Origin of the sequence: Peterkaempfera podocarpi (genome assembly GCF_042466665.1) — a bacterium.
GTDB classification, from domain to species: domain Bacteria; phylum Actinomycetota; class Actinomycetes; order Streptomycetales; family Streptomycetaceae; genus Peterkaempfera; species Peterkaempfera podocarpi.
Genome location: NZ_CP162102.1, coordinates 4,649,352 through 4,664,038, shown reverse-complemented (window position 1 = coordinate 4,664,038; position 14,687 = coordinate 4,649,352). Strand labels below are relative to the sequence as shown.

The following is a 14,687-nucleotide window of genomic DNA, read 5'->3' as shown; positions in this document are numbered from 1 at the left end:
GCCGGGCTCCGGCGGCGCGCCCGTAGGATGGGGGGACTGTGACTTCCTCCACCGCCTCCCGCCCGTACCCGCACACCGCCACGCCCGAGCAGCACCGGGAGCGGCGGATCCGTTCGTTCCATCCGCGCCGCGGCCGGATGAGCGCCACCCAGGGCGACGCCCTGGAGCGGCTGTGGGCGGAGTACGGGACATCGATCGACGGCTCGCCGCTGGATCTCCCGGCGCTGTTCGGCGACGGCGGGCTGCCGGTGGTGCTGGAGATCGGCTTCGGCATGGGCGAGACCACCGCGGCGATGGCGGCGGCCGACCCGTCCACCGGGGTGCTGGCCGTGGATGTGCACACGCCCGGCCACGGCAATCTGCTCACCGCCGTGGAGCGGGACGGTCTGGAGAACGTCCGGCTGGCCGCCGGTGACGCGGTCGTGCTGCTGCGGGACATGCTGGCGCCGGGCACGCTGGCCGGTCTGCGGGTGTACTTCCCGGACCCGTGGCCCAAGAGCAAGCACCACAAGCGGCGGCTGATCCAGCCGGAGTTCACGGCGCTGGCGGTCTCCCGGCTGGCACCGGGAGCGGTGGTGCACTGCGCGACCGACTGGGAGCCGTACGCGGAGCAGATGCTGGAGGTGCTGTCGGCCTCCCCCGAGCTGGTGAATCTCCATCCCGAGGGTGACGGCACGGTGCTGGAGGACGGCAGCACGCCCGGTTATGCGCCGCGTCCCGCGTGGCGCCCGGTGACCAAGTTCGAGCGGCAGGGCCTGGCCAAGGGGCATGTGGTGCACGACCTGCTGTTCCGGCGGCGCTGACCCGGCGCACCCGAACCGTCACCGACGGTACGACGCACGCCACCCAGAGTGGTACGAAGGCCTGTCCGGTGGATGCCCGGTCCCCTATGGTCATGGGGGTGAGCAGCCCGCAGCCCGTCCTTCCGTGGCCCTCCGCGCAGCCCGGGCCGCAGCGCGGGGCTGCCGCGCGCCTGCGCCTGCCGGTGGTCGGCCGCGGGGCGCGACTGGCGGCGGCTGCGGTCGCGCTGACGCTGTGCGGGGTGGCGATCCTGGCGATGGTGGAGCGGCAGACCGGTCCGCCCGGCTTTCTGGTCGGCTTGGGACTGGCGGTACTGCCGGTGCCCCTGGTGCTGGGTGTGCTGGTCTGGCTGGACCGGGTGGCGCCGCTGCCGCCGCGGGCACTGCTCTTCTGCTTCGCCTGGGGTTCCTGCGCCGCGACTCTGGTCGCCATCCTGGCCAACAGCTGGACGTCCGATCTGCTGGCCTCGCACCAGGGCCCGCGGGGCGAGACGATCGGCTCCGCGGTGGTCGCGCCGCTGGTCGAGGAGAGCTGCAAGGGCACCGCGGTGCTGCTGATGTTCCTGCTGCGGCGGCGGTACGCCGACTCCCTCACCCATGGCATCGTGCTGGCCGGCTTCACCGCCTGCGGTTTCGCCTTCACCGAGAACGTCCTCTATCTGGGCCGCTCCTACACCGAGGACCGGGCGGCCGGCGACGGCATGGACGGCACCGTCTACACCTTTCTGCTGCGCGGAGTGCTGTCGCCGTTCGCCCACCCGCTGTTCACCGCCCTGATCGGGATCGGCCTGGGTGCCGCGGCCCTGGCCCGCCACCCCCTGGTGCGGGTGGCGGCCCCGCCGGCCGGCTGGCTGGCCGCGGTCGCCCTGCACGGTGTCTGGAACGCTGCCGCGGGGCTGGGCACCGGGGGCTTCCTGCTGGTGTACGGGGTCTGCATGATGCCGGCCTTCGCCGGTCTGATCGGCCTGTCGGTCTGGTCACGCTGCGAGGAGCTGATGGTGATCGCCAGTCAACTCCCGCTGTACGCCTGGTCGGGATGGCTGGGACCGGGAGAACCCGAGGCGCTGTCCGTCATGCGACTGCGCCGCCGGGCGCGGCGGCAGGCACGGGCGCTGTACGGCCCTGCCGGCGGCCAGGCGATGACCGAGTACATCGCGCTGGCCACCGCCCTGGCGCAGCTGCGGCGCAGCGCGGAGCGGGGCACCACCCCGACCGGCGAGTTCACCCTGCGGGAGTCCGAGCTGCTGCGCCGTCTTTCGGCCCACCGCCCTTACGCGGCTTCGGTGATGGCCCGGGTCGCACTGCCGCCGCCGCCACCGTGGGCGCCCGCCGGGCCGGCTCCTGACGCCCCGCTCTGAGGCCCGGCCCCGGACGCCGCGCGGCTCAGCCGGGCAGCCGCACAGCGCTGTAGAAGCCGCCGCGGGACCCGCTGCTGCCGGGGCGCCCGTAAGCGGCGGCCAGTGCGGAGCGGTTGTGGAACTCGGGCTGCCAGCCGTGCCCGGCCAGCCAGTCGGACGGGTCCTCGCCCAGGCCGCCCTGCCACAGGGCGGCCAGCCCTGACATCGAGGGCGTCGCAAGGGTCCGGCGCACCACCGCGCTGTCGGGGACGGGGTGGGTGAAGGAGAGCCTGCTGCCGGGGGCGGAGAGGGCGCCGACGGCGGTGAGCAGGTCCGCCGCCTCCGAAGCCGACAGATAGATGAGCAGCCCCTCGGCGAGCCACACCGTGCGGGCACCCGGATCGAAGCCCGCCGCCACCAGCTGGTCACCCCAGCCCTCCCTCAGGTCGGCGGGCAGCACGGTACGCCGGCAGACCGGGCGTGCCTGCTGGTCGGCAAGCACCCGCTCCTTGAAGGCCAGCATCTCGGGGAGGTCGATCTCGTAGAGCACGGTGCCGTCGGGCCACGGCAGCCGGAAGGCGCGGGTGTCCAGACCGGCGGCCGGCAGCACCACCTGCAGGCAGCCGTCCGCCGCGGCGGCAAGCAGCAGGTCGTCGAAGAACCGTGTGCGGATCACCAGGTGATGGAACATCGCCTGGCCTTCCGGCGGATCGTCGGACCGCTCCTCCGGGCGCTGCTCAGGCCATCCCGCGGCGGCCACAAAGGCCGCCGCGTAGCGGTCGTCGAAGAGGCGGTCGGGCCGCAGGCTCTCCCGTGCCCTCGCCGCCGCAACCCCCAGCGCCGTCCGCCCCACCCCGGTCGGGACTGCTCTCCGGTCCGTCATGGACCTCAGGGTATGACCACCCCGGCGGCGGCTGGCGGGCGGTGCCGGATACCACGGACGGCGGCGCTCCGATTGCGGAGCGTGACCGGCCGTGTCATGGCTGGAGGGAGCAACTCTCCTCCGAAAGGTTCTGCCATGCGCAACCGACGGCTTGCCGCCGTACTCACCGGTGCTCTGCTCGCGGGCACCCTGACCGCCGGCGCCGGGGTGGCCATCGCCACCGCCGACCGGGGCCCCGCACCGGCGCCCCGCCCCTCCGCCCCGGGTGGCCCGAGCGGCCCCAACCGCCCCGTCGCCTCGAACCGGACCGATGCCGTCCGCACCGTCGATGTGCTGGCCTCGCTCGGCAATGTCACCCGGGGAGTGCGCGACCTGGTCACCAACGCCAAGCGGGGGGCGGACACCGCCGAGGTGCAGCAGAACGCCACCGAGCTGGGCAATGCGGCCCAGGAGCTGCTGGACAAGGCCGGTGCCAAGCCCAGCCGGCCCGCCGGGCAGGGCATGCCGACCCGTGACCGCAACGGCGTCCAGGGCCGGACGTCCGGCCCGACGGTCCAGCAGGCCGTCGCCGAGCTGAAGAAGCAGGTGCGGGCACTGCTGTCGACGGTGCGCTCCGAGGACCAGGGCGGCGCTCTGGAGAAGGTGGTCGACTCCATCGCCTCCAGCCTGATCGACTTGGTCAGGGCGGTCATCGACGCGGTCGACTCACCGGTGTCCACCGCTGTGCCCGCAGGCCCCGCCTCCTGAGTCTGCGGATCGGTCGCGGGGGCCGCCGCCGACTCCGGCGGCGGCCCCCGCGACCGGTCTGCGTGTCAGCCGTGGTCGGTCATCGGTTGTCTGTCCCGTTGCTTGTCAGCCGTGCAGAGTCGCGGTGGAGCTCGGCCTGGGAGCGGCGGCCGTCGGCGCGGCGGGCAGCGAGTAGACGTTCTTCGGCGTCGCGATCGCGGTGACCGCCTCGGCAAGCAGGGTGCTCGGCTGGGCGCCCTTGTGCAGCACATCGGTGTTGACCAGCACCACCAGGGTGGCCTTGGCCGACGGGAGGTACATCGCCACGCTCTCGTAGCCCGGCAGCGAACCGTTGTGGCCGATCCACCCGTTGACGCCGAAGATGCCGAGCCCGTACCCCGTGCCGGGGTAGCCGGTGGGCAGCAGCTTCAGCCGCTGGGCCTGGGTGGCGCGCTTGAGCAGCGAGCCCTTGGCGAGAGCACGCGCCCAGGTGTGCATGTCGTCCAGGTCGGAGATGGCAGCCCCCGCGGACCAGCCCCAGGAGGGGTTCCAGTCGGTGGCGTTCGCCAGCTCGCCGTTGACGGACTGCACGGTGTACCCGTCGGCATGCGGCTTCGGGAACTCCGCCGTGGCCGGGAAGGTGGTGTGCCGGAGCCGGCCGGGCTTGAAGACCCGCGCCCGCAGATACGCGCCGAGCGGACCGCCGCTCAGCTTCTCCACCACCAGGCCGAGCAGCACCGTGTTGGTGTTGGAGTACTGGAACACCGTGCCGGGCTTGGCGATCGCCGGGTGCTTGAAGGCATAGGCAAGCAGTTGGCGCGGGGAGAAGGCGCGCTGGGGGTCGGCCTTGAGGTCGTGGTCGAAGCCCGGGTCCTCGGTGTAGGAGAACAGGCCGCTGCGCATCTCGGCCAGCTGGCGCAGGGTGATGCGGTCGCCGCCGGGGACACCGCTGACATACCGGGAGACCGGGTCGTCCAGCCGGGCCTTGTGCCGGTCCACCAGCTCCAGCAGAGCGGTGACGGTGAAGGTCTTGGTGATGCTGCCGATCCGGAAGCGGAGCCGGGCGTTCATGGGCTGGCGGGTCGCCATGTCGGAGACGCCGAAAGCGCGGACGTACCGGCCCCCGGACGTCCACAGACCCACCACCGCGCCCGGCAGGTCGGCCTCGGCCAGCACCCTTCGGACGGCCTGGTCCAGCTTTGCGGCCAGGGCCGGAGTGAGCTTGCACACCTGGCTGCGGCCGTGGCCCTTGCCGGTTTCGCAGCCGAGCGCGCCGACCTTGCCGGAGCCGACCTTGCCGGAGCCGACCTTGCCAGAGCCGACCTTGACCGAGTCGCCACCGGGGGCCGCCGCGGCCGCCGGTGCGTTGCTTCCGGCCGGGGCGGATGCCGGGGCCATCCCCTCCGCGCACGCCGACAGGCCCAGGGCCGCGGCGGTGAGTGCGGCTGCGGCGGTGGTGCGGCGCAGCCTTCGCGCGGGCCGGATCTCGGATATGCGCATCATGGGGGCTTCCTCCTCGGGGACGCTGCTGGATGCGGCCCGGCAGCACCGATCCGGCGGTGAGGGCGGCACGATCAACGTAAGTGGCCTGTCTGCGCGCGGCGACGCGAGCCGATGCCGCAGAGGCCCATCCGGGTTGTCACCCGGCCCGACCGGGTGCACCGGACCCCACGGACGGACGCAGCCCGGCCGGGGCGGCCGCGCCGATCCGCCTACCGGGAGCCCGGGAAGCCGCTCATGACAGACGGTCGAACGCACCGACTCCGGGGCCGTCCGTGCCGCCCCTGATCAGTCGTCGGCTCGGCTTCCCGGCAGGGTCGCGCGAGCCTGCCGGACCAGTGCGCGGGCCGCCGGGCCGACCGGGCCGTCCGCGCGCCAGGCGAGGGCGAGGCGGCCGCGCAGCGCCGGACGGATGATCCGCACCGTGTGCAGCCGGTCGGCACAGGAGCGGGCCAGGGACTCCGGGACGACGGCCGCGCCCAGCCCTCGCGCGGCCAGCTGGGCCAGCACATTGGGGTCGCCGGCCTCAAAGGCGATCCGGGGCCGGAAGCCCGCGGCCGCGCAGGCGCGGTCCAGGATGCCGCGCAGCCCGGTGCCGGGCGGCAGGCTCATCAGGGTGCGGTCGGCAAGAGAGCGCAGCGGGACGGTGTCGCGGGCGCCCAGCGGGTCGTCGCGGCCCACGGCCACCACCAGGGCCTCGTCCAGGATGACCTGGACCCCCAGCCCGGCCGGTGGCGGCCCGTCGGCCAGGCTCAGCACGGCCAGGTCGACACCTCCGGTGGCCACCTGCTGCGCCAGCCGCTCCGAGGTGTCCTCGATGAGGCCGATCTCCACCGCGGGGTGGTCCTGATGGAAGCGGGCCAGCAGGGCGGGCAGGTCGACCGCCGGGCCGAGGGAGGTGACCGTACCGACCGTGACATGGCCGCGCACCAGGCCGGTGAGCTCGTCCACGGCCTGGCGGGCACCCGCGACGGCGGCGAGCGCGGCCCTGGCGTACGGGAGGACGGCGGCACCCGCCTCGGTGGGCCGCACGGACCGTCCCGACCGGTCCAGCAGCTCCTGGCCGAGCTCCCGCTCCAGCTTGCGGATCTGCGCGCTGACGCCCGGCTGCGCCACATGCAGACGGTCGGCCGCCCTGGTGAAGTTGGCCTCCTCGACGACGGCGACCAGGTACTCCAGCTGGCGAAGTTCCATAATCAGCCATGCTAGCAACGAGAAGATCCAGCTCTTGGACTTATGATCGGCCCCGGTCGGAGGATGGCAGTACGGCAAGCCGCCGAGCCCGCACCGGAAGGAACGAAGCGATGACCGCCACCACCGCCACCCCCGCCCAGGTCGCCGCCGCCTACTTCGAGACCTGGAGGGCCCGCGACTTCGCCGCCTTCCGCGCCCTGCTCGCAGACGACGCCACCTTCAGCGGTCCGCTCGGCCGGGCCGCCGACGCCGACGAGTGCGTGGCGGGCATCAAGGGCATGTCGCAGATCGTCACCGACATCGTGGTGGACCGGATCGTCGCCGACGGCGCCGATGTGATCACCTGGTTCCAGCTGCACACCAGCCTTGCCGACCCCATCCCGGTGGCCAACTGGAGCCGGGTCGAGAACGGCCTGATCACCCGTATCCGGGTGGCCTTCGACGCCCGCCCCCTCACCAGCGGCCCGGTTTCCGCCTGACCGGCCCGCCCGGACCCGGCCGCAATCCGTTCGACACCCGGCGGGCCACACGGCAGAGTGCGGCCATGACCACCACTGGGCTGGACGACGACGGGCACATCGCACGGGAGGGCTCCCTGGCCAGGGTGACCGCGGAGTTCACCCCCGTCGTCGACCACGCCCGGGCGCTGGTCGCCGAGCGCTTCGGCCCGGACCGGCTGCACAGCGCCTATCTCTACGGCAGCATCCCCCGCGGCACCGCCCTGCCCGCCGTCTCCGACCTCGACCTGCTGCTCGCGCTGCACCACGGGCCCACCCCAGCCGACCGTGCCGACGCCGACGCCCTCGAAGCCACCCTGGACGCCGACCACCCGCAGATCGACGGCGCGGGAGTGCTGCTGTTCTCCACCGCCACCCTGCTGAGCGACCTGGAACGCCACGACCTGGGGTGGTTCCTGGCCTGCCTGTGCACACCGCTGCTCGGCGAGGACCTCGCCGCCCGGCTCCCCCGCTACCGCCCCACCTCGCTGCTGGCCCGTGAGACCAACGGCGACCTGGCGCTGCTGCTGCCGCGCTGGCGGGAACGGGCCGCCCGCGCCCGTACCGAAGCCGAGCTGCGCACCCTCAGCCGGGGCGCGGCCCGCAAACTGGTCCGGAGCGGGCTCACCCTGGTGATGCCCCGCTGGGGCGGCTGGACCAGCGACCTCGCCGCCTCCGCCGAGATCTTCGCCCGCTACTACCCGGAGCGCGCCCCGCAGATGCGCCTCGCCGCCACCACCGCCCGCACCCCGACCACCGACCCGGCGGTCATCGCCACCCTGCTCGACGACCTGGCCCCCTGGCTGGCGGCCGAGTACACGGCCACCCACGGCGTGAAGGCCCCACGCCCCTGAGGCCCGGCCGCACAGACCGGCCCGGCCGCACGTACCGGCCCGGCCGCCCTGCGCCGTCGCCGGAATTTCTCCGGGTCCCGGTGTCACAGCGGGCGGTGAGGTGGTGTCCAACCATGTGAAGCCACTTTCACGAGGAAGGACAGCACGATGATGTCGACCGTAGAGGTGAACGACTCCTTCATGGCCTGGACCGAGGCCGGCACCGGTGGCATCCCGGTGGTGTTCCTGCACGGGAACCCCACCTCGTCGTACCTGTGGCGCAAGGTCATCCCCCATGTGAGCGGCCAGGCACGCTGCCTGGCGCCGGACCTGATCGGCATGGGTGCGTCGGGCAAGCCGGACATCGGCTACCGCTTCGCCGACCACGCCCGCTATCTGGACGCCTGGTTCGACGCCATGGGCCTGGACGAGGTGGTGGTGGTCGGCACCGACTGGGGCGGTGCGCTGGGCCTGGACTGGGCGGCCCGGCATCCGGGGCGGGTGCGGGGAGCGGCGCTGATCGAGACCTTTCTCCGTCCGCTGACCTGGGCGGAGTTCCCCCGCAGGGGCAGCAGATCTTCCGGGCGATCCGCTCGCAGGAGGGGGAGGAGATGATCCTGGAACAGAACTCCTTCATCGAGTTCAACCTCCCTCACGGGGTGGCGAGCGGACTGTCGGCCGAGGACCACGACGTCTATCGCGCGCCCTTCCCCGACCCGGCGACGCGCCGTCCGCTGCTGGTGTGGCCGCGGGAGATCCCCATCGACGGCGAGCCGGCCGACGTCCATGAGCGAGTGCTGGCCTACGGACGCTGGATGGCGGCCACCCCCGAGGTGCCCAAGCTGGTCATGACCGTGGAGCCCGGGGTGGGAATGGGCTCGGCGGAGACGGCCGCCTGGGCCAAGGAGGCCTTCGCCGGCGTCGAGGTGGAGTCGGTCGGACCGGGCGGGCACCACGCTCCGGAGGACCAGCCGGACGCCATCGGTTCGGCGGTCTCCCGGTGGCTGCGCCGGCACGGGCTGACAATGGCGTCATGACCGCAGACGGGGGAGCAGAGCATGAGGCGGAGCTGGTCGCACGGGCGGTCGCGGGAGACCGGACGGCCCTGGAGGAGGTGGTCCGCCTCCTCCAGGACCCGCTCTACCGCCTGGCCCTGCGGATGGTGTGGCGGCCGGCCGACGCCGAGGACGCCACCCAGGAGATCCTGATCCGGGTCGTCACCCGGCTGGCGACCTGGCGGGCCGAGGCGAGGCTGCTGACCTGGGCGTACCGGATCGGCGTCAACTATGTGCTGAACCTGCGCCGGAAGACCCCGCAGGAGGCCGGGCAGCTCAGTCTGGAGGACTTCCGCGAGGGTCTGGCCGAGGGTCTGGCGGACCAGGACTACGCCGGTCCGGACGCCGGGCTGCTCGCCGCCGAAGTGCGGCTCAGCTGCTCGCAGGCGGTGCTCCAGTGCCTGGAGCGCGGGGAGCGCGTGGCGTTTGTGCTCGGTGAGGTCTTCGAGCTGTCGTCCACCGAGGCGGCCTGGATCCTCGAGGTCAGCCCGGCCGCGTACCGCAAGCGGTTGGAGCGCGCCCGGCAGCGGATCCGTGCCTTCATGGGATCGACCTGCGGGATCGTCAACCCCGAGGCGTTCTGCCGCTGCTCCCGGCGGGTGGAGAAGGCGGTCGCCGTCGGCCGTGTCGACCCGCGGCGGCCGACGCTGGCCACCCATCCCGTCTCTCCCGGTGGACGCGGAGTCGCCGAGGCCGCCGACCAGATGCTCCGGCTGCGCGACGCCGCCGGCGTGCTGCGTGCCCACCCCGACTACGCGGCACCCCGGGCGCGGACCGACGCGGTGCTCGCACTGCTGCGGTCCGGTCGATTTCCGCTGCTGGACTGACCGGGCGCACATCTCCCGGGCGGCCCTCCGCCTCGCAGGGCGGGCGGCAGCTGCCGGTGCGGTGGGAAGGGCTGCGGGTTCCGCGCCGGCCCGGGTCCGTCATCGGGTGACGGGCTCCCGCCGGGCCTCCTGCCCGAGCTCGGGACCGGCGGCGGGCTCGGAACGGAGGACGCGGGAGGCGACCGCCGCGGTCACACAGAGGACCCCGGGGAGCAGCAGGGCGAGGTTCAGCGGCATGAGGCGGGTGAGCGCTCCGATCACGGCCGGTCCGGCGAGCATGCCGAGGTAGCCGAGTCCCGCCACCCGGGCGACATTGGCTCCTGCGGCGTCCTGGTCGGCATGGCCGGCGGCGCTGAACAGCTGGGGGATACAGCCGGACAACCCGGTGCCGAAGACGGTCCAGCCGGCCAGGGCCAGCGGGATCCAGGGCGCCACGACAACCGCGGCAAGTCCCAGAGCGGCGAGTGCGGCACCGTACCGGACGACGGCCACGGGGCCGAAGCGGCCCGCGACCCGGTCGGTGAGCAGGCGTCCGGCCGTCATGGCGGTGGAGAACGCGCCGTAGGCGAAGGCTGCGGTGGCGGCGGGTGCGTCCAGGACGTCGCGCAGGTCGAGGGCGCTCCAGTCGTTGGCGACGCCCTCGCAGAGCATCAGCATCAGGGCGAGGGCGGCCAGCGCCCAGATGCGCGGCGACGTCCGCCGTGAGCGGGCCGCAGCCGGGGCGGCGACGGGAGCCGGGGTCTGTGGTGCGGCTTCAGGGGCGGCGGACTCCGGCCGCAGCAGTGCGGGGGCGCAGAGCGCGGTGACGGCCAGGCCGCAGACGCTCACCGTGCCCAGGGTGGCAGCCGGGCTCCAGCCCCAGCTCAGGGTGCGGGCGCCGACCAGGGCGGCCAGCACTCCGCCGACCGAGAAGACCGCGTGGAACGCGGACATCACCGGCCGACCGTAGCCGCGTTCGACCTGGACGGCATGGGTGTTCATGCTGACGTCCAGACAGCCGTTGCCGAAGCCCAGCACCAGCAGGGCCGCACCCAGCGTCCAGCCGCTGGTGGCCAGTCCCGGCAGCAGCACCGCCGCGCTGCACAGTGCGGCGCTCACCGGCACCACCCGGCGCGGGCCGAAGCGGTCGGTGAGCGGTCCCACCAGCTGCATTCCGGCGAAGGCACCGCCGCCGAGAAGCAGCAGCAGACAGCCCAGAACGGCATGGGTGATCCCGGCACGGTGCTCCACCACGGGGATGTGCACGATCCACATCCCCAGGACGAAGCCGTTGAGGGCGAAGTAGGCGAAGGTGGCCAGCCGGGCAGCCCGCAGCGTTCTCTCCATGAGATCGAACATAACAAACATAATTTCTGTTCGAAAGATTGCTCATCGATCAGCCGCGGTGTTTCAATGGAGCCATGGCCATGGGGAGCACCGAACGACTGAGGCAGATCACCGACGCCGTGCGCGAGGCGGGGCAGCTGAGCGTGGCGGAGCTGGCAGAGCTCACCGGCGCCTCGGAGATGACCGTCCGCCGCGATCTGGAGGCCCTGGCCGGGCAGAACGTCCTGGAGCGCTACCGCGGCGGCGCCCGGAGCCTGCTGCTGCGCGGCGAGGAACCGCCCTTCGCCCTGCGCACCCAGGAGGCACCGGAGGCCAAGCGGCGGATCGCCGCAGAGGTCGCCTCCCTGATCGCCGACGGTGAGTCGGTGGTCATCGACGGCGGCACCACCTGTCTGGAGGTGGCCCGCGCGCTCAGGGACCGCCGTCTCACCGTGATGCCGCTGTCGCTGCACGCCGCCAACGCGCTGGTCGGGGCGCCCCGGCTGAAGCTGCTGCTCCCCGGCGGCGAACCGCGTCCGGGCGAGCTGGGGCTGACCGGCCCGCTGGCTGAGGCGTCACTGGCCGCACTGCGCTTCGACACCGCGGTGATCGGCTGCTGTGGGCTCAACTCCGCCGACGGGCTCACCGCGTACGACCTCGCGGACGCGGCGATCAAGCGCGCCGCGATCGCCTCGGCCCGTCGCGTCGTCGTGGTCGCCGACGCGGCCAAGTTCAGCCGGACCGCGCTCGCCTCGGTCGCCCCGGCCTCGGCGATCGGCACCGTCGTCACCGAGGAGTCCGCGCCCGCCGAGGAGACCGACGCCCTCGCCGCAGCCGGGGTGACGGTCCGCAAGGTCTGAGGGCCCGGGGCCCGAGGCGGCGCCGTGACCGCCGTCCGGACCCCGGCGGCGTTGTCGGTGGCGGCTCCTACGGTGGTGTCCATCGAGGGGATCGGAACCGCCTGAGGGGGCACCCGTATGACCGGCGTCGCTACGACCGGCACCACTTATCTGGAGCTGTCCGAGGAGGGCGGCGGCGCGCACAAGTTCTATGAAGTGCGGGTCCAGGGGCTGGAGGTGACGATCCGCTTCGGGCGGATCGGCGAGCAGGGCCAGCTGCGGTCGTCGACGTTCCCCAGCACGGAGAAGGCAGCCGCGGCCGCCACCCGCAAGGTCGGCGAGAAGGTCCGCAAAGGCTATGCACCCGCGGTGCAGGGCGTCCGGCAGGCCCGCGCGGTCTCTAGGCGGCAGATCGTCAGCAGCAGGTCCACCGCCACCCAGGCCCCGGTGCTGTGGCGGTTCGCCTCGGGCGCCGCGGCGTTCGGGATCTATGTGGGCGAGGAGTACGCCTATGTCGGCAACCAGCGGGGCGATGTCTACGCACTCACCCACGACGGCCGGGTCACCGGGCGCTTCGCCCTGCCGGAGGGCGTCAAGTGCATCGTCGCCGACGACTTCTGGCTCTACGCGGGCTGCGACGACGGCCGGGTCTACGACCTCAGCGGCAAGATCCCGCGGGTGGCCTATGAGATAGCCGACGACGTGGACATCTACTGGCTGGACATCGACGACGGCGTGCTCGGCGTCTCCGACCGCCAGGGCGGCATCACCACCGTGGACCACGAGGACGAGTTCCAGTGGTCCCGGCGCAGCCGGGGCGACCACGGCTGGATGGTCCGCTGCTCGGGGGAGACCGTCTACCACGGCCACTCCGGCGGCGTCACCGCCTATGGGGCGCACAGCGGCGAACCCCGCTGGCACACCGGCATCGAGGGGCAGGTGCTCTTCGGCTGGCAGGAGCCGGGCGAGGTGTTCGCGGGCACCGGGCGGGGCTGGGTGTACCGACTGGGCAAGGCGGACGGCGCGGTGCGTTCGCGGTACCGCTGCGACGCGGCGGTCTTCTCCTGCGCCACCTCACCCGACGGCCGCTATGTCTTCGCCGGGGACAACCACTCCTCGGTGTACTGCTTCGCCGCCGACGGCACCCGGCTGTGGAAGCTCGGCACCGGCTGCGGCTCCGCGTACTCCATGCAGTACCGCGACGAGCGGCTCTATATCGTCACCACGGACGGCTCCCTGGCCTGCATAGACGCAAGCGAGGCCGCGGTGCGCGAGGCCGAACAGGGGCGGCTGCCCCAGCGGCAGGACATCAAGGCCTCCCATGTCACCGCGGTGGCCCCCTCGGCGCAGGTGGAGACGGTCAGCGCCGCCGTCGTCGGTTCCGCCGGGGCGGACGGCGTGGTGCTGGAGTGCGTCCAGGAGGCCGGGCGGCTGCGGGTCCGGGTGCTGTCCCCGGGCTACGACCCCGAGCTGCGCGTCCAGTTCCCCAAGGAGATCCGCACTCCCGGTGCCCGCTATCTCGTCACCGAGGTGCGCCCCTCCGCGGGTGGCGGGTTCTACCGCGCCCGCGGGGACATCAGGCGTCTGCTCTGATCCGCGCAGGCGGAAGCCCTCGGGATCGCTTCGCCCCCGGGCCGCGTCGGCAAGCCGGTGTCTGAGCCCGGAGCCTGAGCTCCCGGCTCGCAGCTCACAGACCGGGGCTCGCAGACCGGGGCTCGCAGACCGGGACCCGGGGCTCGGGCGGGGAGGTGGGCCGGACGGGTGGGCGGAGCGGGCGTCCGGGTGGCAGGGGGTTGCGGTTGCCCGGTTCCGCCACCGGCGCGGGCCTAGCGTGCTGTCTGCCGATGTTCCGAGCGGCCCGCCCCGGCAGAGGAGCAGACCCGTGTTCAAGGGCTTCAAGAACTTTCTGATGCGCGGCGATGTCATCGTCGTCGCCGTCGGCCTGATCACCGCGCTGGCGTTCAGCACTCTGATCAAGGCATTCACCGACTTCGTCGTCAACCCGATCATCGCCCGGATCCAGGGCAGCAAGTCGGTGGGGCTCGGCTGGCAGCTCGGCGCCCCGGGGAACAAGGCGACCTACCTGGACATCGGCTCGTTCATCTCGGCCCTGATCTACTTCATCATCTTCATGGCCGTGGTGTACTTCCTGATCGTCGTCCCCTACAAGCACTCGATGCGCCGCCGTGGGGTGACGGTCTTCGGCGACCCCGGCCCGTTCAAGACCTGTCCCGCCTGTCTCTTCGAGGAGCTGCCTGCGGCGGCCTCCAAGTGCCGTTACTGCGGTGCCGACCAGCCCCAGCGGCCGGGGAGTTCAGCTGTCCGGTGACAGCGGCCCGTGCACAGCCGACCGGCCGGCCCGGCGCGGGGGCGTCGGTGCCGGCCGGCTGTGCACAGCGTCAGGGCACCGGCACGGTCAGCCGAAGGCCTTGACCGCCTGGTAGTAGGTCCAGGCGGTGCCGTTGCAGGCGGTGGCGGTCGCTCCGCTGTAGCCGCCGCAGACGCGCTTGAGGTCCTCGTAGAAGGCGCTGTCGATACGGGACTTGTTCGCGGAGAAGGTGCCGGCGGCCTTGTAGTTGCGGTAGCCGAAGTCATGCCGTGCGCAGGCGTTCTTGAAGGGGAAGCCGAGGGGGTTGTCGGGGGAGTCGCTGCAGTAGTCGGTCGACCAGTCGAAGCCGTAGGCGGACCAGGCGCTCTGGTTCTGGTGGGCGGCGTACCAGGCGTTGTAACTGGCGGCACTGGTCTGGGTCCAGCTCGACAGCACAGCGGACTTGTCGGCGGGGGCGGCCGAGGCGGGGGAGGCCAGGGTGAGGGTTGCCGCGATGGTGACTGCCGTGGTGGTGAGCCCGGTGGCGATTCGGCGCATCGTCTTCTCCAGTTGCTGGTGAGCA

General features: G+C 72.9%; 16 protein-coding genes. 11 read left to right on the top strand and 5 right to left on the bottom strand.

Features of this window, described 5'->3' with window-relative positions; all coding sequences use genetic code 11:
• Positions 1–38 precede the first annotated feature (38 nt).
• Positions 39–803: a tRNA (guanosine(46)-N7)-methyltransferase TrmB gene (trmB, locus tag AB0761_RS20510; RefSeq protein WP_377270545.1), complete on the top strand. Its 765-nt coding sequence runs from the start codon at positions 39–41 to the stop codon at positions 801–803.
• 92 nt (positions 804–895) lie between these two features.
• A complete protein-coding gene (locus tag AB0761_RS20505; RefSeq protein WP_377270544.1) occupies positions 896–2,158 on the top strand; it encodes a PrsW family intramembrane metalloprotease in 1,263 nt (420 codons plus the stop codon).
• Positions 2,159–2,183: 25 nt separating this feature from the next.
• Here the strand turns inward: AB0761_RS20505 and AB0761_RS20500 are convergent, their stop codons facing one another.
• Positions 2,184–3,020, bottom strand: a complete 837-nt coding sequence (locus AB0761_RS20500; RefSeq protein WP_377270543.1) for an SAM-dependent methyltransferase — start codon at positions 3,018–3,020, stop codon at positions 2,184–2,186.
• A gap of 135 nt (positions 3,021–3,155) precedes the next feature.
• On the opposite strand from AB0761_RS20500, the gene AB0761_RS20495 reads away from it, so the two are divergent.
• Positions 3,156–3,767, top strand: a complete 612-nt coding sequence (locus AB0761_RS20495; RefSeq protein WP_377270542.1) for a hypothetical protein — start codon at positions 3,156–3,158, stop codon at positions 3,765–3,767.
• A gap of 105 nt (positions 3,768–3,872) precedes the next feature.
• Here the strand turns inward: AB0761_RS20495 and AB0761_RS20490 are convergent, their stop codons facing one another.
• Positions 3,873–5,249: a serine hydrolase domain-containing protein gene (locus AB0761_RS20490; RefSeq protein ID WP_377270541.1), complete on the bottom strand. Its 1,377-nt coding sequence runs from the start codon at positions 5,247–5,249 to the stop codon at positions 3,873–3,875.
• Positions 5,250–5,534: 285 nt separating this feature from the next.
• On the bottom strand, positions 5,535–6,440 hold the full coding sequence (locus tag AB0761_RS20485) for a LysR family transcriptional regulator (protein WP_377270540.1): 906 nt from the start codon (positions 6,438–6,440) through the stop codon (positions 5,535–5,537).
• A gap of 110 nt (positions 6,441–6,550) precedes the next feature.
• Between AB0761_RS20485 and AB0761_RS20480 the strand changes: the two genes are divergently transcribed.
• The 5 genes from AB0761_RS20480 (at position 6,551) to AB0761_RS20460 (ending at position 9,652) form a co-directional block, all read left to right on the top strand.
• Positions 6,551–6,919, top strand: coding sequence for a nuclear transport factor 2 family protein (locus AB0761_RS20480; RefSeq protein ID WP_377270539.1), 369 nt, complete (start codon positions 6,551–6,553; stop codon positions 6,917–6,919).
• A gap of 65 nt (positions 6,920–6,984) precedes the next feature.
• Complete coding sequence (locus tag AB0761_RS20475; protein ID WP_377270538.1) at positions 6,985–7,791, top strand: nucleotidyltransferase; 807 nt, start codon at positions 6,985–6,987, stop codon at positions 7,789–7,791.
• Positions 7,792–7,938: 147 nt separating this feature from the next.
• Positions 7,939–8,385 (top strand): alpha/beta fold hydrolase, encoded by a 447-nt coding sequence (locus AB0761_RS20470; RefSeq protein ID WP_377270537.1) that lies wholly within the window; start codon positions 7,939–7,941, stop codon positions 8,383–8,385.
• Positions 8,382–8,807: a hypothetical protein gene (locus tag AB0761_RS20465; RefSeq protein ID WP_377270536.1), complete on the top strand. Its 426-nt coding sequence runs from the start codon at positions 8,382–8,384 to the stop codon at positions 8,805–8,807. The genes AB0761_RS20470 and AB0761_RS20465 overlap by 4 nt, the downstream gene beginning before the upstream one ends.
• Positions 8,804–9,652, top strand: a complete 849-nt coding sequence (locus AB0761_RS20460; RefSeq protein ID WP_377270535.1) for an RNA polymerase sigma factor — start codon at positions 8,804–8,806, stop codon at positions 9,650–9,652. Before AB0761_RS20465 ends, AB0761_RS20460 begins: the two co-directional genes overlap by 4 nt.
• A gap of 99 nt (positions 9,653–9,751) precedes the next feature.
• Here AB0761_RS20460 and AB0761_RS20455 read toward each other — a convergent pair whose 3' ends face one another.
• Positions 9,752–10,978 (bottom strand): MFS transporter, encoded by a 1,227-nt coding sequence (locus tag AB0761_RS20455; RefSeq protein ID WP_377270534.1) that lies wholly within the window; start codon positions 10,976–10,978, stop codon positions 9,752–9,754.
• An 80-nt stretch (positions 10,979–11,058) separates the two neighbouring features.
• Here AB0761_RS20455 and AB0761_RS20450 point away from each other — a divergent pair, with 80 nt between their 5' ends.
• The 3 genes from AB0761_RS20450 to AB0761_RS20440 all read left to right on the top strand — a co-directional run bounded on the left by AB0761_RS20450 (position 11,059) and on the right by AB0761_RS20440 (position 14,125).
• A complete protein-coding gene (locus AB0761_RS20450) occupies positions 11,059–11,817 on the top strand; it encodes a DeoR/GlpR family DNA-binding transcription regulator (protein ID WP_377270533.1) in 759 nt (252 codons plus the stop codon).
• A 117-nt stretch (positions 11,818–11,934) separates the two neighbouring features.
• On the top strand, positions 11,935–13,389 hold the full coding sequence (locus AB0761_RS20445; RefSeq protein ID WP_377270532.1) for a WGR domain-containing protein: 1,455 nt from the start codon (positions 11,935–11,937) through the stop codon (positions 13,387–13,389).
• A 289-nt stretch (positions 13,390–13,678) separates the two neighbouring features.
• Entirely contained in the window at positions 13,679–14,125 is a 447-nt protein-coding gene (locus AB0761_RS20440; protein ID WP_377270531.1) for an MscL family protein, read from the top strand.
• A gap of 87 nt (positions 14,126–14,212) precedes the next feature.
• Here AB0761_RS20440 and AB0761_RS20435 read toward each other — a convergent pair whose 3' ends face one another.
• Positions 14,213–14,662 carry a phospholipase gene (locus AB0761_RS20435; protein WP_377270530.1) on the bottom strand — a complete coding sequence of 150 codons (450 nt, stop codon included), beginning with the start codon at positions 14,660–14,662 and terminating at the stop codon, positions 14,213–14,215.
• Between the last annotated feature and the right edge of the window lie 25 nt (positions 14,663–14,687).

Bases quoted from the DNA above. Each gene is read 5' to 3' on its own strand.
- AB0761_RS20505 (WP_377270544.1), top strand. From the start codon at position 896: ATGGGGGTGAGCAGCCCGCAGCCCGTCCTTCCGTGGCCCTCCGCGCAG.
- AB0761_RS20500 (WP_377270543.1), bottom strand. From the start codon at position 3,020: ATGACGGACCGGAGAGCAGTCCCGACCGGGGTGGGGCGGACGGCGCTG.
- AB0761_RS20495 (WP_377270542.1), top strand. From the start codon at position 3,156: ATGCGCAACCGACGGCTTGCCGCCGTACTCACCGGTGCTCTGCTCGCG.
- AB0761_RS20490 (WP_377270541.1), bottom strand. From the start codon at position 5,249: ATGATGCGCATATCCGAGATCCGGCCCGCGCGAAGGCTGCGCCGCACC.
- AB0761_RS20485 (WP_377270540.1), bottom strand. From the start codon at position 6,440: ATGGAACTTCGCCAGCTGGAGTACCTGGTCGCCGTCGTCGAGGAGGCC.
- AB0761_RS20480 (WP_377270539.1), top strand. From the start codon at position 6,551: ATGACCGCCACCACCGCCACCCCCGCCCAGGTCGCCGCCGCCTACTTC.
- AB0761_RS20475 (WP_377270538.1), top strand. From the start codon at position 6,985: ATGACCACCACTGGGCTGGACGACGACGGGCACATCGCACGGGAGGGC.
- AB0761_RS20470 (WP_377270537.1), top strand. From the start codon at position 7,939: ATGATGTCGACCGTAGAGGTGAACGACTCCTTCATGGCCTGGACCGAG.
- AB0761_RS20465 (WP_377270536.1), top strand. From the start codon at position 8,382: ATGATCCTGGAACAGAACTCCTTCATCGAGTTCAACCTCCCTCACGGG.
- AB0761_RS20460 (WP_377270535.1), top strand. From the start codon at position 8,804: ATGACCGCAGACGGGGGAGCAGAGCATGAGGCGGAGCTGGTCGCACGG.
- AB0761_RS20455 (WP_377270534.1), bottom strand. From the start codon at position 10,978: ATGGAGAGAACGCTGCGGGCTGCCCGGCTGGCCACCTTCGCCTACTTC.
- AB0761_RS20450 (WP_377270533.1), top strand. From the start codon at position 11,059: ATGGGGAGCACCGAACGACTGAGGCAGATCACCGACGCCGTGCGCGAG.
- AB0761_RS20445 (WP_377270532.1), top strand. From the start codon at position 11,935: ATGACCGGCGTCGCTACGACCGGCACCACTTATCTGGAGCTGTCCGAG.
- AB0761_RS20435 (WP_377270530.1), bottom strand. From the start codon at position 14,662: ATGCGCCGAATCGCCACCGGGCTCACCACCACGGCAGTCACCATCGCG.